Annotated in this window: 17 protein-coding genes; 10 read left to right on the top strand and 7 right to left on the bottom strand. The window is 64.1% G+C overall.

The window, feature by feature from the left end:
- Positions 1-168 precede the first annotated feature (168 nt).
- Positions 169-1,527: a GH1 family beta-glucosidase gene (locus GM910_RS24490; RefSeq protein WP_159592902.1), complete on the bottom strand. Its 1,359-nt coding sequence runs from the start codon at positions 1,525-1,527 to the stop codon at positions 169-171.
- Positions 1,528-1,583: 56 nt separating this feature from the next.
- Positions 1,584-2,666 carry a substrate-binding domain-containing protein gene (locus tag GM910_RS24485; protein WP_159592899.1) on the bottom strand — a complete coding sequence of 361 codons (1,083 nt, stop codon included), beginning with the start codon at positions 2,664-2,666 and terminating at the stop codon, positions 1,584-1,586.
- A 311-nt stretch (positions 2,667-2,977) separates the two neighbouring features.
- Between GM910_RS24485 and GM910_RS24480 the strand changes: the two genes are divergently transcribed.
- The 5 genes from GM910_RS24480 (at position 2,978) to rlmN (ending at position 9,453) form a co-directional block, all read left to right on the top strand.
- Positions 2,978-4,333 (top strand): ABC transporter substrate-binding protein, encoded by a 1,356-nt coding sequence (locus GM910_RS24480; protein ID WP_159592896.1) that lies wholly within the window; start codon positions 2,978-2,980, stop codon positions 4,331-4,333.
- Positions 4,334-4,685: 352 nt separating this feature from the next.
- Complete coding sequence (locus GM910_RS24475; RefSeq protein ID WP_246226335.1) at positions 4,686-5,648, top strand: carbohydrate ABC transporter permease; 963 nt, start codon at positions 4,686-4,688, stop codon at positions 5,646-5,648.
- Positions 5,645-6,781 (top strand): carbohydrate ABC transporter permease, encoded by a 1,137-nt coding sequence (locus tag GM910_RS24470; protein ID WP_159592893.1) that lies wholly within the window; start codon positions 5,645-5,647, stop codon positions 6,779-6,781. The genes GM910_RS24475 and GM910_RS24470 overlap by 4 nt, the downstream gene beginning before the upstream one ends.
- A gap of 93 nt (positions 6,782-6,874) precedes the next feature.
- Positions 6,875-7,963 (top strand): ABC transporter ATP-binding protein, encoded by a 1,089-nt coding sequence (locus GM910_RS24465; RefSeq protein WP_159592890.1) that lies wholly within the window; start codon positions 6,875-6,877, stop codon positions 7,961-7,963.
- 263 nt (positions 7,964-8,226) lie between these two features.
- Positions 8,227-9,453: a dual-specificity RNA methyltransferase RlmN gene (gene rlmN / locus GM910_RS24460; RefSeq protein ID WP_159592887.1), complete on the top strand. Its 1,227-nt coding sequence runs from the start codon at positions 8,227-8,229 to the stop codon at positions 9,451-9,453.
- A 76-nt stretch (positions 9,454-9,529) separates the two neighbouring features.
- Here the strand turns inward: rlmN and GM910_RS24455 are convergent, their stop codons facing one another.
- Positions 9,530-10,171, bottom strand: a complete 642-nt coding sequence (locus GM910_RS24455; protein ID WP_159592884.1) for a LysE family translocator — start codon at positions 10,169-10,171, stop codon at positions 9,530-9,532.
- Between the two features lie 197 nt (positions 10,172-10,368).
- Between GM910_RS24455 and GM910_RS24450 the strand changes: the two genes are divergently transcribed.
- The 4 genes from GM910_RS24450 to GM910_RS24435 all read left to right on the top strand — a co-directional run bounded on the left by GM910_RS24450 (position 10,369) and on the right by GM910_RS24435 (position 13,786).
- Positions 10,369-11,496, top strand: coding sequence for a TRAP transporter substrate-binding protein (locus tag GM910_RS24450; RefSeq protein ID WP_159592881.1), 1,128 nt, complete (start codon positions 10,369-10,371; stop codon positions 11,494-11,496).
- 71 nt (positions 11,497-11,567) lie between these two features.
- On the top strand, positions 11,568-12,188 hold the full coding sequence (locus GM910_RS24445) for a TRAP transporter small permease subunit (protein ID WP_159592878.1): 621 nt from the start codon (positions 11,568-11,570) through the stop codon (positions 12,186-12,188).
- The gene (locus GM910_RS24440) at positions 12,185-13,600 is read left to right on the top strand and encodes a TRAP transporter large permease (RefSeq protein ID WP_159592875.1); all 1,416 of its coding nucleotides are present in this window, start codon (positions 12,185-12,187) and stop codon (positions 13,598-13,600) included. The genes GM910_RS24445 and GM910_RS24440 overlap by 4 nt, the downstream gene beginning before the upstream one ends.
- A gap of 15 nt (positions 13,601-13,615) precedes the next feature.
- The gene (locus tag GM910_RS24435) at positions 13,616-13,786 is read left to right on the top strand and encodes a hypothetical protein (RefSeq protein ID WP_159592873.1); all 171 of its coding nucleotides are present in this window, start codon (positions 13,616-13,618) and stop codon (positions 13,784-13,786) included.
- A gap of 62 nt (positions 13,787-13,848) precedes the next feature.
- Here the strand turns inward: GM910_RS24435 and nagA are convergent, their stop codons facing one another.
- Positions 13,849-15,009, bottom strand: coding sequence for an N-acetylglucosamine-6-phosphate deacetylase (gene nagA / locus GM910_RS24430; protein WP_159592905.1), 1,161 nt, complete (start codon positions 15,007-15,009; stop codon positions 13,849-13,851).
- Positions 15,006-16,037 (bottom strand): SIS domain-containing protein, encoded by a 1,032-nt coding sequence (locus tag GM910_RS24425; protein WP_159592870.1) that lies wholly within the window; start codon positions 16,035-16,037, stop codon positions 15,006-15,008. Before GM910_RS24425 ends, nagA begins: the two co-directional genes overlap by 4 nt.
- A 178-nt stretch (positions 16,038-16,215) precedes the next feature.
- Between GM910_RS24425 and recQ the strand changes: the two genes are divergently transcribed.
- A complete protein-coding gene (gene recQ / locus GM910_RS24420) occupies positions 16,216-18,018 on the top strand; it encodes a DNA helicase RecQ (RefSeq protein WP_159592867.1) in 1,803 nt (600 codons plus the stop codon).
- Positions 18,019-18,063: 45 nt separating this feature from the next.
- On the opposite strand, the gene GM910_RS24415 is transcribed toward recQ, so the two are convergent.
- Positions 18,064-19,188: a polysaccharide deacetylase family protein gene (locus GM910_RS24415; protein ID WP_159592864.1), complete on the bottom strand. Its 1,125-nt coding sequence runs from the start codon at positions 19,186-19,188 to the stop codon at positions 18,064-18,066.
- Positions 19,189-19,372: 184 nt separating this feature from the next.
- Positions 19,373-22,427 (bottom strand): Ig-like domain-containing protein (locus GM910_RS27460; protein ID WP_246226334.1); only part of this gene is annotated, 3,055 nt, incomplete at its 5' end.

Genomic DNA, 22,427 nt, shown 5'->3' with positions numbered 1-22,427 from the left:
CAAGCCAATCGCCAGTAAAATGCGCCGCGCAAACTGGAATAGAGACTTCTTCCATGAGCTCTTTACTCATATGCGATAGCCCTGCCCGTGTGGGGGAGATGTCCGGCAGGACAGAGGGGGGCGCGAAGGGCAACAATTTGTGAGAAAAAAGGGTGGCCCCTGCCCTCCTCAGCCCACCGCCAGCGCCCTCTTCAACGTGTGCCACGATGCCTTCGGCGTGCGCGCCAGCGTTTCGAAGTCCACATGCACGAGGCCGAAGCGCTTCTCGTAGCCGAGCGCCCATTCGTAGTTGTCGAGTAGCGACCAAACGATATAGCCCTTGATCGGGATGCCTTCGTCTATGGCGCGGCGCACCTCCGCAAGGTGGCGGTTGAGGAACGCGATGCGGTCCGGGTCGTCGGCCTTGCCGCCCGCAAGGCGGTCGGGCGAGGCCATGCCGTTTTCGGTGACGTAGATCGGCAGGCCCTTGGCGTAGTCCTGGTGCACGCGACGCATGAAGAAGGCGAGACCTTCGGGATAGATCTCCCAATCCATCAGCGTCTTCGGCAGCGGGCCTTCCACCTCCTTCAGCGCCGGGAACTGGCTCGTGCCGTCGGGGGCGATCAGCTTGCGCGTGTAATAGTTGATGCCGACCCAGTCGACGGGCGTGGCGATCACATCGAAATCATCCTCATAGCCCTCCGGCATGTGCGGACCGAGGCCGGCCAGGACCTCCGACGGGTAGGCCTTCTTGAACACGCCGTCGAGGAACCAGCGATTGTAGATGCCGTCGTAGAGATGCGCGGCCGCCTTCGCTTCCGCGCTGTCGTCGGCGGGCGCGGCGTATTCGAAATTGGTGACCAGCCCGAGATTCCTCATGCCCAGCGCGCGCATGGCCTCAATCGAACGGCCGTGCGCCAGAAGCACGTGATGCATGGCGCGCGCGGTGGCGCGTATGTCACGCAGGCCCGGTGCGTGATGGCCCATGAAATGGCTGAGCCAGGCCACGCGCCATGGCTCGTTGATGGGCGCGGTGGCCGCCAACCGGTCGCCGAGGCGCTGCCCCACCACCTCGGTATAGTCGGCGAACCAGGAGGCGATGTCGCGGTTGCGCCAACCGCCGAGATCGGCGAGCGGTGCAGGCAGGTCCCAGTGGTAGAGCGTGGCGAAGGGCTTGATGCCGCGCTCGAGCATGCCGTCCACCAAGCGGTCGTAGAAATCGAGGCCTTCGGCGTTCGGCTTTCCGGTCCCCTCGGGCAGTACGCGCGCCCAGGAGATGGAGAAGCGGTAGCAGTCGAGGCCGGCACCGCTGACGAGGTCGAGATCCTGCGGCCAGCGATGGTAGTGATCGCAAGCGACCGAGCCGTCCTCGCCGCGCGCGGTGTTGCCCGGCGTGGCGGCGAAGGTGTCCCAATGCGAGGCGCCGCAGCCGCCGAAGCTCGACCCTTCGATCTGGTAGCTCGAGGCGGCAACGCCGAACTGGAAGTCCGGTGGGAAGTCCGAGCGCGTGTAATCGATTACATCCCTGGCGGCTTGGCATTCGGCCATGATGTTTTCCCTTCACAAGTTCGGATTGGATCTACTGGGCTATCTGCGGGGCGTTATCAGCTTTTGGCTGCGGCCGGAAGGGGCGTTTGCTCCACTGGGCGGGGCGCGGTGGTCTCGCCAATGACCAGTTCGGCCTCCCACAATTCGTGCCGCCGGCCACCGTCGGGCGCGGCGATCTGCTCCAGAAGCATTTCGGCGACCCGCCGTCCGGCTTCCCGGATGGAGGAGCGCATGGCGGTGAGGAAGGGCACGTCCCGCGCCTTGCCCTCGCTCGCCATCTGCAGAAAGGAAAGACAGTCGTCGAAGGCGATGATGGAGACGTCTGCGCCGGGCCTGATGCCGAATTCGGCCAGCGCCCGCACCACGCCCATGGCCGGCAGCACGCTGGAGACGAGAATGGCCGTCGGCGGGCGCGGCGAGGAGAACATCTGCCGCGCCACCCGGTAACCGTAAGGCTCCACCATATCCTCGCTGAAGATGAGAGACGGATCCTGATCCAGCCCCCGCTCGACAAGGACGGACTCGTAACCCTGTCGGCGCCGGCTGGCGAAGTTCATCGCCTCCAGCCCATTGATCAGAGCGATGCGGCGGTGGCCCAGGTCGGCCAAAAAGCCCGTCGCGCGGCAGAAGGCGCGCCGGTTGTTGACGTCGAGCCAGGAGTAGTCGCCGGCGCCATCGTCGCAACGTCCGTGCACGACGAAGGGCAGCCCCAGCGATTTGAGGAGTGGAATGCGCGGGTCGTTCGTCAGCGGCCCGTGCACGACGACGCCGTCGACACGGCTGCGGCTGGCGAAATCGCGATAGACGTCGGCCTCTTCGGCCTGCGCAACCACGCGCAAGAGCATTTCGTAGCCGAACTGCGCATAGACCTCGCCCGCACCAGCCAGGAAGTCGGAGAAATGCGGGTTTATCATCATGTGCTCGGCCAGGGGCACCACATGGCCTATGGCGCAGGCCTTGCCCGTGGCGAGGCTCGCAGCGCTCGCGCTGGGCCGGTAATTGAGCCGCCGCGCCGCCTCCACCACCCGCGCACGCGTCCGCTCGTTGACTTCGGGAAACCCGTTAAGGGCGCGCGAAACCGTGGTCTGTGAAAGACCCAGAACCTCCGAAAGTCTACGCAGATTGACCGTTTCCCGCATATTGCCCGCCGCGGCATCTCCTCCTCAAAGCGCTTTGGGAATATTTCGCATACCGGTTTTCAAATCAAGCCTGTGTCATGCCCACACTAACACCGCAGCGCAAAAAGCCCGCAATACCATGGGCAAAAGAGGGAGATGGCACCTCGCTTTATCGACCGTCTTGACTCGGCTCAATCGAGGCTCAATGCTAGACGTCCCAAAGCGCTTTGAGTTTTGGGCGTAATGCCACCAAGCGGCGGCGCGTCGACGCCCGCCCGGCACATATGAATTTATCGAGCCTTTGGAGGCAAAGGCGGCTTGTGGAGGAGACGATGAAGAGATGGACCGTTGTCGGCGCCTGCGCGCTGGCGCTTTCGTGCAGCGCCGCCGCAGCGCAGGAGCTCAAATTCGCACCGGGCGAGGACGACCGCTTCAACTGGCAGAGTTTCGACGATTACGCCGCCGAATATGACCTGTCGGGCCAGCGGATGACCCTTTTCGGGCCATGGCTTGGCCCCGACAAGGACCTGATCGAATCCATCACCGCCTATTTCGAGGAGGCGACAGGCGCCGATGTGGCCTATTCCGGCTCCGACTCCTTCGAGCAGCAGATCGTCATCGACGCCCAGGCGGGGAGCGCGCCGAACGTGGCGGTGTTCCCGCAGCCCGGCCTCGCCGCCAACCTGGCGGCGCAGGGCCATCTGACGCCGCTCGGCGAGGAGAATGCCGACTGGCTGCAGGAAAACTACGCCGCCGGCCAGTCCTGGGTCAATCTCAGCACCTATCCCGGTGAGGACGGCGAGCCCCAACTCTTCGCCTTTCCCTACAAGATCGATGTGAAGTCGCTCGTCTGGTACGTGCCGGAGAACTTCGAGGATGCCGGCTATGAAGTGCCGGAGACCATGGAGGATCTGAAGGCGCTGACCGAGCAGATCGTCGCCGACGGCGGCACGCCCTGGTGCATCGGCCTCGGCTCCGGCGGCGCCACGGGTTGGCCGGCGACCGACTGGGTCGAGGACATGATGCTGCGCACGCAGCCGCCGGAGGTCTACGACCAGTGGGTGTCCAACGAGATCCCGTTCGACGATGAGCGTGTCGTCGCAGCCATCGAGGAGTTCGGCTGGTTCGCCAGGAACGATGACTTCGTTGACGGTGGCGCCGAGGCCGTCGCCTCCACCGACTTCCGCGACAGCCCGAACGGTCTCTTCTCGTTCCCGCCGAAATGCTACCTGCACCATCAGGCTTCCTTCATTCCCAGCTTCTTCCCGGAGGGTACGGAACTCGGCGTCGACGCCGACTTCTTCTACCTCCCGCCTTATGAAGAGAAGGATTTGGGCAGGCCGGTCCTCGGCGCCGGCACGCTCTTTGCCATCACCTCCGACTCGGAGCCGGCGCGCGCCTTCATCGAGTTCCTGAAGACGCCGATCGCCCACGAATTGTGGATGGCGCAGTCCGGGTTCCTGACGCCGTACACGGACGCCAATCCCGAGGCTTACGCCAATGAGCCTCTGAAGAAGCAGGGCGAGATCCTGACAAATGCGACCACCTTCCGCTTCGACGGCTCGGACCTGATGCCCGGCCGCATCGGTGCCGGCGCGTTCTGGACCGGCATGGTCGACTATGTCGGCGGCAAGTCCGCCGAGGAAGTCGGAGCAGACATCCAGAGGGAGTGGGATGCCATCAAGTAGCCGCGCGGGTGGCAGACGGGATGGGGCGCCATTGCCAGGCGCCCCGCCCGCGACAAAATTCATCGGGGAAGACGGACCGCCGCACCGGCTTCCTCTATAAGAAAAGCGAGAGCGGACCTCGCGGCAGGGAGACGAAGCGTCCGCTCCAGCCGGAGGGCCGAAAGTGGCAGTATCGACGACGGCGGGGCCATCGGCAGCCGCATCGGATTTGGGGTCGCTCCTGACGACGGCGCTCCTGACCCTCTTCATCATGGCGGCGGGCATCATCGTCAGCGTGGTTTTCGCCGTTGGCGCCTACGCGCTCATCAGCCTCATCCTGCCGGCATACAAATTGATCGGAGCCGTGGCCGTCATGGTCCTCGGCGTGGCCGCCTGCTTCGGCTATTTCTGGGGTTCCAACCGTCTTCTCGACACGATCTACCCCGCCTCCGGCGCCAACATCGGCGCCAACGTGACCAAGGCCAACGCCATCCGCCCCTGGCTCTTCCTCGGGCCGGCGATCGTCATCCTGAGCATCTATCTGGTCTATCCGGTCTTCAACTCCATCTGGCTGAGCTTCCACGGCCCCACCGGGCAGGGCTGGGTCGGCACATCGAACTACGAGTGGCTGGCGCGCGACGGCGGCTTCCGCGAAAGCATGCGCAACAACCTGCTGTGGCTCATCGTGGTGCCCGCGGCGGCCACCTTCTTCGGCCTCATCGCCGCAGCGCTGACCGACCGTATCTCCTGGGGCAACATCGCCAAGAGCCTGATCTTCATGCCGATGGCGATCTCCTTCATCGGCGCCAGCGTCATCTGGAAATTCATTTACGACTACCGCGCTGAGGGCACCGACCAGATCGGCGCGTTGAACGCCATCGTCACCACCTTCGGCGGCGCGCCGCAGGCCTGGATCACCGTGCCTTTCTGGAACAACTTCTTCCTGATGGTGGTGCTGATCTGGATCCAGACCGGCTTCGCCATGGTCATCCTGTCGGCCGCGCTCCGCGGCATTCCCGAAGAGACCATCGAAGCGGCAATCATCGACGGCGCCTCCCCCTTCCAGATCTTCTACAAGATCAAGGTGCCGCAGATCTGGGGCACCATCGCCGTGGTGTGGACCACCATCACCATCCTGGTCTTGAAGGTCTTCGACATCGTCCTGGCCATGACGAACGGCCAGTGGGGCAGCCAGGTGCTGGCCAACTACATGTTCGACTGGATGTTCCGCGGGCTCGACTTCGGCCGCTCGTCCACCATCGCCCTGGTCATCATGGTGCTGGTGGTGCCGATCATGATCTGGAACATACGCGAAGCACGAAAGGACATGCGATGAGCACGGCAGTCGGCCAGCGCCCCGCGCTTACCTGGGCAGTCAACCTCGCCGTCCTCCTGCTCGTCGTGATCTGGACGGTCCCCACCTTCGGCATCCTCGTTTCCTCCTTGCGCGACAAGGACCAGCTTGCCGTAAGCGGCTGGTGGACGGCGCTTTTCCCCTCCGAGCAGAGCATCGCCGCGCGCACCGCACCGCCGGCGGAGGCCGCGCGCGAAGGCGCCAACTGGGTGCTGCGCGGCAACGTTTTCGAAAGCGGATCGGGCCGCATAAGCGCCTTCGGCACCTCCATCCAGCGGCCGTCGGAGTTCAAGCCCGGCGAGGTTGCGGAGATGCGCGGTGGCGGCACGGCCACCGTGGAGGAGAACGGCGACTATGTCGTCACCTACTCGGAACAGCCGGACGACACGCGTGGCGAAAGGATTTTCGTCACCGCCCTGGAGGCTCCGAAGTTCACCTTGGCGAACTACAGGACGGTGCTGTTCTCCGAAGGCATCGGCCAGAGCTTCATCAACACGCTCACCGTCACTATTCCAGCGACCGTGATCCCCATTCTCATTGCGGCTTACGCGGCCTACGCGCTCTCCTGGATGCAGTTTCCGGGGCGCGCGCTGCTTCTGGCGGTCGTGGTCGGCCTTCTGGTGGTGCCGCTGCAGATGTCGCTCATCCCGCTGCTTAGGCTCTACAATGGCGTCGGCATCGGCAAGTCCTATATCGGCATCTGGCTGGCGCACACGGGCTTCGGCCTGCCGCTCGCCATCTATCTCCTGCGCAATTACATCTCCGGCCTGCCGCGCGAAATCATCGAAAGCGCGAAGGTGGACGGCGCGTCGGACTTTGAGATTTTCAGGAAGATCGTCCTGCCGCTGTCGTTCCCGGCGCTAGCCTCCTTCGCCATCTTCCAGTTCCTGTGGGTGTGGAACGACCTGCTGGTGGCCACGGTCTTCCTCGGCAACAACGAGGAGCAGCTGGTGATGACGGGAAGGCTGCGCGAGCTTCTGGGCTCCCGCGGCGGCAATTGGGAGATCCTCACCGCTTCGGCCTTCGTCGCCATCGTCGTGCCCATCGCCGTCTTCTTCCTGCTGCAGCGCTATCTCGTCCGGGGGCTGCTTGCCGGCTCCGTCAAGGGAGGTTGACGCCATGCACGCGGCGATTGGCAAAGGCGGCAGCCACGAGATAGAAACGCTGAACCTGCGGTTGGCCAGGGCATATCACCGGGGAGGAGAGTAATGACCGGCGTTCTCATGAAGGACATCAAGAAGAGCTACGGAGTGACGAAGGTCATCCACGGCATCGACCTGGAGATCAAGACGGGGGAGTTCGTCGTCTTCGTCGGGCCGTCCGGCTGCGGCAAGTCCACGCTCCTGCGCATGATCGCCGGGCTCGAATCGATCACCGGCGGCGACATGTATATCGGCGAGGAGCGGGTGAACGACATCCCGCCTTCCCAGCGCGGCATCGCCATGGTGTTCCAGTCCTACGCGCTCTACCCGCATATGAGCGTCTACGACAACATGGCCTTCGGCATGAAGATCGCCAAGGCGCCGAAGGCCGAGATCGAGAAACGCGTGAACGCGGCCGCCGAGATCCTGCAGCTCACGCCCTACCTCGACCGCCTGCCCAAGGCGCTGTCGGGCGGCCAGCGCCAGCGCGTGGCCATCGGCCGCGCCATCGTGCGCGACCCGAAGGTCTTCCTCTTCGACGAGCCGCTGTCGAACCTTGACGCCGCCCTCCGCGTGGCGACCCGGATCGAGATCGCCAAATTGAAGGAGTCCATGCCCGACTCCACGATGATCTACGTCACCCACGATCAGGTGGAGGCCATGACGCTGGCCGACCGCATCGTCGTCTTGTCGGCCGGCAATATCGAGCAGGTGGGCGCGCCTATCGAACTCTACGAGAAGCCGGCCAACCTGTTCGTCGCCCAGTTCATCGGCTCGCCGGCCATGAACATCCAGCCCGCCAAGATCGACAAGGCCGGCGAGAAGACGACCATCAGGCTCGGCAAGACGCGGGCCGACCTGCCCGTCCCCTCGCCGGCGAACATGGCCGGACAGGAAGTGCGCCTCGGCGTGCGGCCGGAGGACCTCACCATCGCCTCCAACGGCGGCGGCCTGTTCGACGGGCGGGTGAACATCGTCGAGTCCCTCGGCGAGGTCACGAACGTCTATCTCGACGTCGAGAACGTGCCCGACCCGGTGATCGTGAAACTGCCCGGCGTGCAGAAGTTCGGCCGTGGAGAGACGGTTTCGCTGGCCGCCGAACCGACGAAGCTGCATCTCTTCAACGAGGCCGGGCGGTCGTTGCTGTATCTGTGAGTGCTCCTCCCTCCCCACTGTGAGGAGGGCTGTCGCATGTGGATGGACTCTTGTTCGGCTTCGCCTGACCCCACCCTCAATCCCTCCCCTCAAGGGGGAGGGAAGCCCGGTCGAGCGCGACATGATCCCCCTCCCCTTGCGGGGAGGGGTTGGGGGGGCAGCGAAGCCAACCAGAAAGAGTGACGGCGCGGCGAAGTCATGCTATGAGCGCGCCAGATGAACGGGCGGCCCAAAGCGCCGCCCGAAACGCATTTGAATGCACCATGACCCTGACAATCGACACATCGACCACTGAAAGCCGCACGCGGCTGCGTCCTGAGATACAGGCGGAGAAGAAGCCGCTGATCGGCCTGTTGCGCGAAGAGCTGGGCGAAGCCCTTGCCTCCGTCGGCGTGCCCGAGCGGCAGGTCCGCATGCGCGTGCGCCAGCTCTGGCACTGGCTTTACGTGCGCGGCGTTTCCGACTTCTCGCGCATGTTCAACATCTCCAAGGAGCTGCGCGCGGCCCTCGACGAAGCCTTCACCATCGCCCGGCCGGAGATCGTCGAGGAGCAAATTTCGCAGGACGGCACGCGCAAGTGGCTCCTGCGTTTCCCGCCGCGCGGCGCCGGCCGCCCGGTCGAGGTGGAGACGGTGTACATCCCCGAGGAAGGCCGCGGCACGCTGTGCATCTCCTCCCAGGTCGGCTGCACGCTCACCTGCACCTTCTGCCACACCGGCACACAGAAGATGGTGCGCAACCTGACGCCGGGCGAGATCCTCGATCAGTTGCTGGTCGCCCGCGACCGGCTGGGCGACTTCCCCGATGCCGACACGCCGGACGGCGCCATCGTGCCGGCGGAAGGCCGCAAGGTGACGAACATCGTCATGATGGGCATGGGCGAGCCGCTCTACAATTTCGAGAACGTGAAGCAGGCGCTTCTGATCGCCTCCGATGGCGATGGCCTGTCGCTGTCGAAGCGCCGCATCACGCTGTCGACGTCAGGCGTGGTGCCGGAGATCTACCGCACCGGCGAAGAGATCGGCGTCATGCTGGCGATCTCCCTGCACGCTGTGCGTGACGAACTGCGCGACGAACTGGTGCCGATCAACAAGAAGTACCCGCTCAACGAGCTTCTGGAAGCCTGCCGCGCCTATCCCGGCCTGTCGAACGCCCGCCGCATCACCTTCGAATATGTGATGCTGAAGGGGGTGAACGATACGCTCGACGACGCGCGCGCACTGGTGCGGCTCTTGAGGGGCATCCCGGCCAAGATCAATCTGATCCCCTTCAACCCGTGGCCCGGCAGCGCCTATGAGTGCTCGGACTGGGAGCAGATCGAGAAATTCGCCGAGATGGTCAACCGCGCCGGCTACGCCTCGCCCATCCGCACCCCGCGCGGCCGCGACATCCTGGCGGCCTGCGGCCAGCTCAAGTCGCAGTCCGAGCGCCTGAAGAAGGCCGAGCGGCTGAAGCTGGAAGCCATGATGATCGCCGGGCACGGCGAGTAGGGCCATAGCGGCAAGGCCGCGCCCCTTCGCGCCTCTGACCTGCCGGCCATCTCCCCGTTTGGGCGGGGCGGAGGGACTACCGCGCCTGCGCCGTCAAAATCTTCACCGCGAAGGCGGAGAACACACCGGCGAACAGATAGTCCACCGCCCGCGTCACCTTCGGGCTCTTCCTGAGCAGCTTGGAAAATCCGTCCGCGGCGAGCACCATGGGGGTGGTGATCGGTAGGGAGAGCGGAATGAACAGCAGGCCGAGGAAGAGCAGTTTCGAGGAGGCGTGGGGGTCGCTGGGCGACACGAACTGCGGCAGGAAGGTCATGAAGAACAGGATGATCTTCGGGTTCAAAAGGTTGATGCCGAGGCCGGTCGCCCAGTTCTTGAACAACGACCGCCCGGCACCCGCCTTCATCTCCGGCGAGAAGGCGGAGCCGTGGCGGATGGCCTGCCAGGCGAGCCAGACGAGATAACCGGCGCCGAAAATCTTCAACGCAAGGAAGGCCTGCGGCGAGGCGACGATCAGCGCCGACAGCCCCAGCGCCACCAGAAGCGTGTGCACCAGGATGCCGGTCATGGCGCCGAACATGCAGGCAAAGCCCGCCGCCCGCCCCTGCGAAAGGGCGCGGCCGACGAACAGCGTCATGTCCGGACCGGGGGTGACCGCGATCACGAAAGTGGCGGCAGCGAATTGCAGGATGAGGGCGAGATCGGGCACGAAGACCATGACGAGTACCTTGAATCCGGAAGCGCGCGACAGGCTATCGTGCCTTCCGGCGCCGCGCCAGCCTTATACGACTTTAGTATTATAAAGGCCGTTGCCGCTTCCGCTCCGCCCTATTTTTCCTGCATGATTGGAAGGATGGCTTGATGAGCTATGCTCGATAACAACAAAAATGGGCCACCAATAAAGGGAGGAATATGATGAGTGACAAGACGCTTTCACGCCGTAAGTTCCTCGGCACGGCGACCACTGCCGCGGGGGCGGCGGCTGCCGGCTCTCTGGCCGCTCCAGCCGTTCTCGCACAGTCTCCGATCACGCTCAAGATGCAGTCGTCCTGGCCGTCTTCCGACATCTTCCAGGACATGGCCGCGCAATATGTCGAGCGCGTCGAGGTGATGTCCGGCGGCCGCCTGAAGATCGATCTCCTGCCGGCGGGCGCCGTGGTCGGCGCTTTCCAGGTTCAGGACGCATGCCATGACGGCGTCATCGACGCCGCCCACACCGTGCCGGTCTACTGGTACGGCAAGAACAAGGCGGCATCGCTGTTCGGCACGGGCCCGGTGTTCGGCGCCGACGCCAACCAGATGATCGCCTGGATGTATCATGGCGGTGGCGACGAGTTCTACCGCGAGCTCGTTCAGGACGTTCTGGGCCTCAACGTCGTCGGCTTCTTCGCTTTCGGCATGCCGGCGCAGCCGCTCGGCTGGTTCAAGGAGCCGATCGAGAGTGCCGACCAGATCCAGGGCCTGAAGTACCGCACGGTGGGCTTGGCCGCCGACCTGTTCCAGGCCATGGGCGCCAGCGTGGCGCAGCTTCCGGGCGGCGAGATCGTGCCGGCCATGGAGCGCGGCGTCATCGACGCTTTCGAGTTCAACAACCCGACCTCGGACATGCGCTTCGGCTCGCAGGACGTGGCCAAGAACTACATGCTCTCCTCCTACCACCAGGCGAGCGAATCCTTCGAGTTCATCTTCAACCGCGACCGCTTCGAAAGCCTCGATCCCGACCTGCAGGCGATCCTCAAACACGGCGTCGAGGCGGTGCACCTGGCGAACTTCGCGCTCGCCATGGACCAGTATTCGAAGGATTTGGATGCGCTGCAGGCGGAACACGGCGTCAATGTGCGGCGCACGCCGGACGACGTGCTTCAGGTGCAGCTCGACGCCTGGGACCAGATCCTGCCGGACCTGATGGAGGACGAGTTCTTTGCCAAGGTCGTGGAGAGCCAGAAACAATGGTGCGAGCGCGTGGTCTTCTACACGCTGATGAATTCGCCGGACTACAAGCTGGCCTACCAGCATTACTTCCCGGACAAGATAAACTTCTGACCGGTGTTGGGTCGTCACGGGGCGGTGTCGCCCGCCCCGTGACCATCGCTTTCCGCGGGTAGAGCACTTCCATGCATCGATACATCCACTTTGCCGACACCGTTTCCGCGTGGTTCGGCAAGGCCTTTGCCTGGTGCGTCGTCCTGATGACCCTCGCCGTCAGCTACGAGGTCGTCGTACGCTATTGGTTCAGGGCGCCCACCGTCTGGGCCTTCGATCTCACCTACATCATGTATGGCACGCTGTTCATGATGGCCGGCGCCTATACGCTATCGCGCGACGGCCATGTGCGCGGCGACTTCATCTACCGCCTGTGGAAGCCGAGGACCCAGGCCAAGGTGGAGCTCGTGCTCTACTTCCTCTTCTTCTTCCCCGGCATTCTGGCGCTGGTCTTTTCCGGCTGGCGATACGCCAGCCGTTCCTGGCGCTATCTCGAAGTCAGCACCATGAGCCCGGCGAATGTGCCGATCTACCAGTTCAAGTCGATAATCATCGCCGCCGGCATCCTCCTGGTCATCCAGGGCATCGCCCAGGTCTTCCGCTGCATCATCACCATCCGCACCGGAGAGTGGCCGCGCCAGAAGGAGGATGTGGAGGAGCTTGAAACGATACTGCAGAAAGAGGGCGCCGAGGCACTCCGCCACGGCAGCGAGGCCGTGGATGTGATCGAGCCCAGGGAGCCGCGGTCATGACCGACCCGCAAGTCGCCGTGGCCATGCTCGGCATCTTCATCTTCATCATCCTCTTAGGCTTTCCCATCGCCTTCACGCTCATGGCCATGGGCATCGGCTTCGGCTATTACGCCTATTTCGACCCCGACCGCATGTGGATACGCTACACGCGTGCGCTGCAGGAGGACGCCGACACAATGACGCTGATCCAGCATTGGATCGGCGGCTTCTTCAACAATCGGGTCTTCGACCTTTTCGTCAACCAGACCTACTCGGTCATGGCGAACGACGTTCTGACCGCCGTACCGCTGTTCCTCTTCATGGGTTACCTAGTGGAGCGGGCCAACATCGTCGACCGCCTGTTCCACACGCTGAGCGTGACCACACGGCGGCTGCCCGGCTCGATGGCGGTGGCCGCGCTTATCACCTGCGCCCTCTTCGCCACCGCCACCGGCATCGTCGGCGCCGTCGTCACGCTGATGGGGCTTCTCGCTTTCCCGGCCATGCTGAAGGCCCGCTACGACACGCGCTTCGCCTCCGGCGTCATCTGCGCCGGCGGCACGCTGGGCATCCTCATCCCGCCCTCCATCATGCTGATCGTCTACGCGGCGACGTCCGGCGTCTCCATCGTGCGGCTTTATGCCGGTGCGCTGCTGCCGGGCTTCCTGCTGGCGGGCATGTATCTCGTCTATATCGTCGGCCGCGCGCTCTTGCAGCCGAAGCTCGCGCCGCAGGCCGAGAAAATGGAGGATGTCGGCCTCCTGAGGGTCGCCTGGCTGCTGCTGACCTCTTTCCTCCCGCTCGCCACCCTCATCACGGTGGTGCTGGGGGCGATCCTGCTCGGCTTCGCCACGCCGTCGGAGGCGGCCGCCGTTGGCGCGCTGGGCGGGCTGTTGCTGGCGCTCGCCTACCGCGCACTCACGTGGCAGCGCCTGCAGGAATCGGTCTATCTGACGGTGCGCACCACGGCGATGGTCTGCTGGCTGTTCGTCGGCTCCTGGGTCTTCGCCTCAGTCTTCTCCTATCTCGGCGGCGAGCAGCTTGTGCGCGAGTTCGTCGAGGGGCTGAGCCTGACGCCGCTGCAGTTCCTGCTTCTGGCGCAGCTCATCATCTTCCTGCTCGGCTGGCCGCTGGAATGGTCGGAGATCATCATCATCTTCGTGCCGATCTTCCTGCCTCTCCTGCCGCTGTTCGACATCGATCCGCTGTTCTTCGGCATACTGATCGCGCTCAACCTGCAGACCTCGTTCCTGACGCCGCCGATGGCGATGTCAGCCTACTATCTGAAGGGAATCGCACCGCCGCATGTGCAGCTCACGCAAATCTTCGCCGGCTCGATGCCCTACCTGGCGATGGTGTTCCTCACCATGGTCGTGCTCTACAACGTGCCGGCGATCATCTACTATCTGCCGCAGTTGATATACGGACGATAGGGGAAAGGAAGACCGATGCTGCTCGACCGGATCGTCGCCCTCGTCGCCCTGGCAACGCTGACCGGCTATCTCGGCATCTTCGTCTTCTCGGTGCCGCGCACGGCGCTCTTCGTGGTGACGGGCGCCGTGCTGTGCCTCGCCTTCTACGACTTCTGGAACCAGCTCTTCCGGCAGGGACGGAAATAACAGGCCCAGAGCAATTCCAGGAAAAGTGGAAACCAGTTTTCCGTCCGGAATTGAGACAAAACCTATTGCGGCCTGCCCGCCAGCCACACCCGACGCACAGAGAGGTCGTCGCCGAGATGCACGAGGTCGCCGCGCGCGCCGGGCTTCAGGAATCCGTACCCACCATCGATGCCGAGGAAGGTTGCCGGATAGGCGGCGGCCATTTTTAGCGACTCTTCCACCGGCAAGCCCAGTATCTCGACGCCGAAACGTACGGCCGAGGCCATGTCCAGATCGGAGCCGGCGAGCGTTCCGTCCTCAAGGACAAGCTTCGAGCACACGGCCCCGGGCTCACGCCGCACCGTGCGCCCGTTGAGCTGAAAGCTCTCCGCCTCGCTGCCCACCAGCGCCATGGCGTCGGTGACGTGGTAGAGGCGCCCCGGCCCGCGCTTGGCGCGAAGTGCCACGCCGAGCGCCAGCGGGTCGACGTGATGGCCGTCGGCGATGATGCCGCACCACACGTCGCCGGCGTCGAGCGCCGCACCCACCAACCCCGGCGTGCGGTGGGAAAGTCCGCTCATGGCGTTGAAGAGATGGGTGACGCCGCGCACGCCGGCGTCGAACAGGCGCCGCGCCTCTTCGCTCGTGCAGTTCGTATGGCCGAGGCTGATGATGACGCCGCCCTTGGCGAGCCGCTCCACCTGCTCCGCCGTCACCTGCTCCGCGGCCAGCGTGACGTGCAGAACCGGTAGCGCTTCGGCAGCGCGGCAGAGCGTTTCGACATCCGCCTCCTCCATCGGCCGCATCAGCTCGGCCACATGCGCACCGCGCCGCGCCGGCGCCAGATGCGGCCCTTCCAGATGCAGGCCGACAACGCCTTTAGCCGTGCGGCAGGCCTCTATGGCACTGGCGATCGCCGCCTCGGTGACAGCGCGCGTGTCGGTGATCAGCGTCGGCAACAGGGCCGTGGTCCCGTAGCGGCGATGCGCGGCGGCGATGGTGTCCATCGTCTGCGGCGAAGGATCGTTGTTGAGCATCCGCCCGCCGCCGCCATTGACCTGCACATCAATGAACCCTGGCGCCAGGATACCGCCGTCTAGCCAGGTGACATCGTCGCGGCCGGCGATTTCCGCCTCCGGTACGACCGCCTTCACGCGCCCTTCCTCGACAACGAGCGCGTGGCCGTCGTGGAAGCGTTTGCCGTCGAACAGCCGCGCACCGGCGATTGTGGCATCGCCCATCAGATGGTCTCCGTCACCTTCTTGAGCTTGTCGGGGGCATCCGGGTCGAGCCCCCGCTCCCGCGCCAGGCGCTCGACCAGCCGGTAATAGGCGACGAGCGCCACCAGCGGATCGAGCCGGCCGTGCCCGGTGGACGGCACGGCGATGGTGCGTGGCCCAAGCGCCCGCGAGGAGAAAGCGACGACCGCAGCGCCCAGCCCGCTAAGCCTGTCCACGGCTTGGATGCTGGAGGCAAGCGCCTCGTCCTCCGGCAGGAAGGCTAGGATGGGAAAGCCCTCGTCGACGAGTTGCATGGGGCCGTGCATCAACTCTGCCAGCGAAAAGGCCTCGGCGTGCAGCTTTGCCGTTTCCTTGGCCTTGAGCGCCGCCTCGAGCGCGATGGCAAAGCCCGGTCCCCGCCCGGCCGTGTAGAGGGAACCGGCCGCAGCGAGCAGGGGCAGGGCCGGCGCATGGTCGGCTTCGCATGCGGCCGCCAGCGCCTCCGGCAGCCGCGCGAGGCCGGCAGCCAGGCCGGCGTCCCCGGTGGCGGCCTGCGTCACGGCGGCGAGAGCGGCGGCCGAGGCGATGAAGCTCTTGGTCGCCGCCACGCTCCTTTCCTCGCCCGCGTGGATGGGCAAGACGACGTCGGCGCCATGCGCCAGCGGGCTGTCGGCGACGTTGACGACCGCCACCGTCAGCGCCCCGCCGCGTTTTGCCTCGCCCTGCAGGGCGATGATGTCGGGGCTTGCGCCCGACTGCGAGACGGTGATGTGCAACCCGCCGGGCAGATGCAGGGAGGCCCGGTAGACCGAGGCGACGGAAGGCCCGATGGAGGCGACCGGAATGCCGGCCGTGATCTCGAACAGATATTTGAAGAAGCTCACCGCGTGGTCGGACGAGCCGCGCGCCGCCACGGTGACGACCGGGGGGCGGCGCTCGCCGATCAACCGGCCGAGTTCCTTGAACGTCTTGTCTTCCCGCGAGAGGAGCCTTGCCACCGCCTGTGCCGCCTCTCCCGTCTCGCTGAACATCAGCGAGGGTGCCTCGCTCATCAGATTCGCCTCCTGTTGGCATGTCGGGATGTTGTCGCCGCGCCATCCCGAAATGGTGATAATCGGGTACATAGCGGCTTCCCCACCGAGTTTCACGTCTTAAAGGTCCGCTCCGGGTGCAAAATGAAGGTGGGCCTGTTATGAGGACGGAACAGCCCTCTTATACACCCCGATTTGAATGACGCTCGAGCCCCTGCACCTTCTGAAAACCGTTTACGGCTACGATGCGTTTCGCGGGCGGCAGGCGGAGGTTATCGCCCATGTGATCGCCGGCAACGACGCCTTTGTGCTGATGCCGACGGGCGGTGGAAAATCGCTCTGCTATCAGATCCCCGCACTGTGCCGGCAGGGAATGGGGCTCGTCGTCTCGCCGCTGATCGCGCTGATGGCCGACCAGGTGGCGGCCCTCTGCCAGGCCGGCGTAAGGGCGGCCGCGCTCAACTCCTCGCTCGCCTTCCACGAGCGTGCGGATATCTGGCGCGCCATCGAGACAGGTGCGCTCGACCTCCTTTATGTCGCGCCGGAAACGCTCCTGAGGCCGGAAATGCTGGGGCGGCTGCGCCCGGTGCCGCTGTCGCTCATCGCCATAGACGAGGCCCATTGCCTCTCCCAATGGGGGCACGATTTCCGGCCCGAATACCGCAAGCTCGACTGTCTGACGGAGCTTTTTCCCGGCACGCCGCGCATGGCGCTGACGGCCACCGCCGACGCCCCCACCCGCGCCGAGATCATCGGTCATCTGAAGATCGGCGAGGAGAACAGCTTCGTCGCCGGCTTCGACCGGCCCAATATCCGCTACGCCATCGCCGAGAAGGACGGTCCGAGCAAGCAGATGCTCGCCTTCCTGGAGGGGCGCAGGGGCGAGAGCGGCATCATCTATTGCCTTTCCAAGCGCAAGACCGAGGAAACCGCCGCCTTCCTCAATGAGCGCGGCTTTACCGCACTTGCCTATCACGCCGGCCTCGATAAGGCAGTGCGCGATGCCAACCAGACGCGCTTCCAGCGCGAAGAGGGCGTTGTCATGGTCGCCACCATCGCCTTCGGCATGGGCATCGACAAGCCCGACGTGCGCTTCGTCCTCCACCTCGACCTGCCGGGCAGCATCGAGGCCTATTACCAGGAGACCGGCCGCGCCGGCCGCGATGGCCTGCCGGCGGATGCCCTGATGCTCTATGGCTATGACGACATCGCGCTGCGGACCCGCTTCATCGACGAATCGGACGCGCCGGAACAGCGCAAGCGCATGGAACGGCAGAAGCTCGACGCGCTTCTGGGCCTGACCGAGACCGGCCAGTGTCGCCGCCAGGTGCTGCTCAACTATTTCGGCGACGCGCACGAACCCTGCAACAATTGCGACAACTGCGCCGCTCCGCCCGAGCTTTTCGACGGAACGATTGCCGCGCAGAAGGCACTGTCCTGCATCTACCGCACCGGCGAGCGCTTCGGCCAAGCCTATATCGCCGCCGTTCTGCTCGGCGAGGAGGACGAGCGCATCACCCGCTTCGGCCATGACCGTATATCCACCTACGGTATCGGCAAGGAGCACGACGCGCGCACCTGGCGCTCCATCCTGCGCCAGCTCGTCGCCCACGGGCTGGTCTCCGTCGATCTTGCCGGGCACGGCGGCCTGTCGATCTCAGACCGTGGCCGCGACTTCCTGCGCGAAAAGCCGACCCTGATGCTGCGCGAGCAGAGACGCGCAATCAAGACCAGCAAGAAAGCCGCGCGCCGCGAGGCCGCCAGCAACATGGAGCCCGCCGCCCGCGCCCTTTTCGAGGTGCTGCGCGAAAAGCGGCTCGAACTCGCCCGCCACCAGGGCTTGCCGCCCTACGTGATCTTCCACGACAGGACGCTCATCGAAATGGCCACCGCCCGCCCGGCCAACCGGTTGGAACTCGCCGCCATCTCCGGCATCGGCGAGGCCAAGCTGGAGCGCTACGGCGATGCCTTTCTCGACGTGATTGCGCGGCACGGGGCTTAGTTCAGGGAATACCGGCGCCTGTCGCCACCACCTGCGGGGGAAGGCCTAGCGCTGGGTGAGCTTGAACAGAAGGCCCGAAACGAGCGCTTTGACGTGGTGTTTTGCCTGGAAGCGGCCGTTCAGTGAGACGCGCGGCAAGGCCGTCGGCCGTTCGAGGCTGGCCGGCCTTAGAACGCCGGGCTGCGTCGTCACGGCGAGGGGGAACCCCGCCTCTGCCACCGCCCGTATCTCGCGCTCGCCTAGTGACCAGGGCTGGCCATAGGGATAGGCAAAAGAACGCGGGGGACGGCCGACATATCTTTCGACGGCGCGCGCCGATGCCTCGACCTCCTCGCGCAGCCGCTCGCTGCCGACGCGCCGGAGGTTGACGTGTGTGAGCGTGTGGGCGCCGAAACGGGCAAGAGGATCCTTACCAAGCGCGCGGAGATCGGCCTCGTCCATGACGAGTTCGTCAACGATGGCAGCGGGTTCGATACCTGCGGCGCGGGACGCGCGGTCAATCCGCTCCACCGCCTCATCCTCGTCGACCGTCCCCACGAAGGCCTCGAGCCGCGCAAAGGCGGCCCGCTTCTGTGCGGCAGTCGTGGTTGCGACCTTTTCGGGGCCATTGCCGAAATCGAAGGTCAACCCCGCGCTCTTGTCCACGAGCGCGGCCGCCGTCTCCCACCAGATGGTGCGCGTGCGCTCAACGAAGCCGGCGGTGAGGAAAATCGTATAGGGCACATCGAACTTGCGGAAGACGGGTGCGGCGAACGCGGCGTTGTTGCGGTATCCGTCATCGAGCGTGAAGGCAGCGAACTTCCGCTTGTCCGCCGGATCGGACAAGAGCGCCGGCAGGTCGTGGAGGTGTACGGGCACGAGGCCGCACTCGCGTGCCGCGACGATGGCTTGCGCCAAAAAATTCGGGGTGACGGAGAGATGGGCGTTGGGAGCAAAACGCGGGCCCTCAACGGGCCTCACGTGATGCAGCGTGAAGATGACGCCACGTCCGCCAAGGGCGGGAAACAGGGCCTGTGCACGGGAGTGGGCAACGGCTTCGAGACTGGTTCGAATGGCCGCGTATTTAAGGAATTCCCGGGCTGAATGGAGAAGCGCGTGCCGGCTCGCCGGGCCGGCACGAGGAACGGCGGGGTAGCCCGCGCGACCGCTTCGTGAAATGCCCTTTTCCATCCGCCCCGGCCTGATACCTCTATCCCAACCCGGCATCACCGATACGCCAAAAACCTTTAGAGGCGGTTTCGGAGTGAGCCGATTGGAGGGCCGCCTAACAGAAAGCCCTCCCTGCTGTAACGCAGGAAGGGCTTTCGGGACGTGTGGGAGGGTCGTCCGGCCCCCAAGGGCTTTCGGTGTTACTTCAAGCGAAGAGCGGGGTGATATCGGTATCCACCCAGACCTGCGCATTACCCTGCGTGTAAAGCTCGTAGGCGGTATCTCCACTCGGCGGGGTCTCGGTCGGCTTGCTTTCGTGGCGGAAGCCGTGGAGGGTGACCACATCTTCGCTATCGCCGTCGATCCGCAGGATTCCGGTGATATTCTTGCTCAGCTGTTTCACATGGCCTGGGTCCAGCGTCAGCGTGTTCTTGCCGGAGCCGGTCAGGTCGAGAATCTCCACGCCGGATATGTTCGCCTTGGCAAGGCCCGAAAGATCCTCGAGGTCCGTCACCGCGAGCCTGTCGACGCCTGCCCCGCCGTCGATGCTCCCGAACTCCAGATCGGGCACGAAGATCAGGTCATCGCCGCCACCGGCCGAAATTGTGTCTTTCCCACCGTGGCCGATCAGGCGATCCGCGCCGTCGCCGCCTTTAAGTGTATCGCTCTCGTCGGTACCTACCTGCGTTTCATACGTCTTAAAGGCGACATGCGCGCCCAGGAGGGGCGTGGCGAGTTCGAAACCGACCTGCATGCCGGCCATTCCTTTCGGCAAATCCATTTCGATAACGCGATCATCGGAGAACTCGCCGTGTTCGTCCGCAAGGTAAGCGGTCAAAACGCCCTCGCTGTTGCGGTCGGGTACGATATTCGTAGGGTTCCCATCGTGGATGAACACGTAGTCGAGCCTTCCGTCTCCGTTCACGTCGAAGACATGGGTGGATTGGTCGAGATTGGCCAGATTCCACTCCGCAATGCCGACCCGGTCTCCTTTCAGCGTGCTGCTTATGGGTTTCGGATCAAACTCACCCCGCCTACTGCTCGAGCCGAGCAGGACATCTATATGCGTGTCTTCGCCGACACGCTCCGCATAAAGATAGTCGCCAATGCCATCTCCATTGAAGTCGCCGACAAATGTTGCCTTGTCTACGTTATATCCCACCTTCTTATATTCATCGGTTACCTTTGGGGCCTTGGAGAAGGTTCCATCGCCGTTGCCAAGGAGGACCCTTATATCCGTCCCGTTCTTACCGTAGACATAGTCGACATTCCCATCCCCATCCATATCGGCCAGGAAGGTGCTTTGGTCGTCCGATTGCCCTTCCAGGTCCAAACCGACAGTTGCGTTATGCTTGAAAGTTTGGGTAACGGGGTCGTCCTCGAAGCTTCCGTCGCCCTTTCCCAGATATACATCCATTTGCATCGCTAAAATCGTGTCATGCGTATGCACGTAGTCCAGGATGCCATCGTTATCGACATCCGCGGTAAGGGTCGCTTGCGAAGCGTCCTGACCCGACGCTCCCACCTTCAAGGCCGTCGAGATTCCGCGTGCCTCGAAGCCGCCGTCGGGCTTTCCGGCAAAAACATTTATGATCGTATCGTGGAAACCGTCGATGGCGAACAAAATATCGGATATTCCGTCACCGTTGAAGTCGCCGAGGGTCGTCGTTCGAGCGCCGTCGTTGCCCGCATATCCTTCAGAGTGCTTAATACCGTTACGATCGACTATCGGTCCGGATATTCTGCTTTCCTTTTGGCTGGCGAAGTTGGCCGTGAGCTTGTCTCCGGCAGTATTCGTTATCTCGTGTCCGACAAAGCTGGTTATCGTCGCCTCACTAAAAGTCGAATAGTCAAACGTATATATGAGATCGGACGTAGCCGCCCGAGGATCGCTCGAAGCAAGCGGAGTTCCGTTGGAGTCGACCACTTCGACCCTGATATTGTCGCCGCCCGAGATAGAGCCGCTGCCGGGCGTGATCGAAAACGTATAATCGTCCTCTACGGTTGCGGTACCGATGGTTTGGCCGGTGGTCTCGTTGATCGCCCGCAACGTATCGCCGGCAACGCCTTTACCGCTGATCTCGTTGGGCAAGATGGCCTCCACGTTCGGTTTGTGCGTCGAACCGGAGGGACCCATTGCAATGGTCAAGGACTTGTTCTCGCTCTCATTACCGGCAGTGTCTTCGGCCGACACAGTGAACGTCTTGCCATGGTTGGCCAGCCCGCTCGCCGGGATTTCAAGCACCCCGTTGTCAGGCACGGTATACGAGATCGCACCGGCGCTCGCTCCGCCTCCATTGGAACCCTTGACGGGCTTGAAGATAACCAGGGTGCCGCCTTCCGATTCGACGTGGATTTTACCATCGTCGGTCGAACTCACGTCGAGCGGCGGCGGCGTTGTGTCGACTTCGACTGCCGTGTCGACGACATTGCCTGTATTGCCGGCCTTATCGACCACCCTCAGGTGAACGGTGTGCTCGCCTTCGGTGAGATCATCGGCGACGTTATACGACCAGTTCACTCCGTTGACTGCCTCGACGTTACTCCAGCCTTCCACATTGACCTCGTCATCGACCTTGATCTGCAGGCTCTCGCCTTGCTTGAGGCTGGATGACAGCTTGCCCGTTATGGCCGGCGTCTCTTCATTGGTGATGAAGCCAACGTCGCTCCCGGGACGACCGTCCACCGTCACGACCTCGACTGTCTGCGAAGGCGCCTGTGTGTCGACTTCCACCTCCTGGCGGTCCCGGGCTGAGGCAATCAGGTGGTTCTCATGGTCGAGCACCCGCACCTCATATGTGTACCTGCCGTCGGCAGCCTGATCCACGAAGTGCCAAGTCCCGTCGTCCGCAACCTTCACGCTTTTCCATTCGGTCCAGCCGCTTCGGTGGATTTGCACCGTGTCGCCGGAGTCCAAGGTCGCCTTGCCGCGGATCTCGAAATTCGTCTCTCTGGTGACGAAGTCGCTGCTCGATTCACCTGTGTCGGAGGAGACCGCAGTGATCTCGACACTCTGTTCGATGCCGCGTTTGACGCCACCGGTGTTGCCGTCGCCCATCCCGCCGTCAGTGTTGCCATCGCCCGTCCCGCCGCCGGTGTTGCCGCCCGTGCCGCCGCCGGTGTTGCCATCGCCCGTGCCGCCGCCGGTGTTGCCGCCGCTCGTGCCGCCGCCGGTGTTGCCACCGCTCGTGCCGCCACCGGTGTTGCCGCCGCTCGTCCCGCCGCCGGTGTTGCCGCCGCTCGTGCCGCCGCCGGTGTTG

The sequence above is a fragment of the Chelativorans xinjiangensis genome (assembly GCF_009812055.1).
Classification (GTDB): domain Bacteria; phylum Pseudomonadota; class Alphaproteobacteria; order Rhizobiales; family Rhizobiaceae; genus Chelativorans; species Chelativorans xinjiangense.
This window is presented reverse-complemented; position numbering and strand designations above follow the sequence as displayed.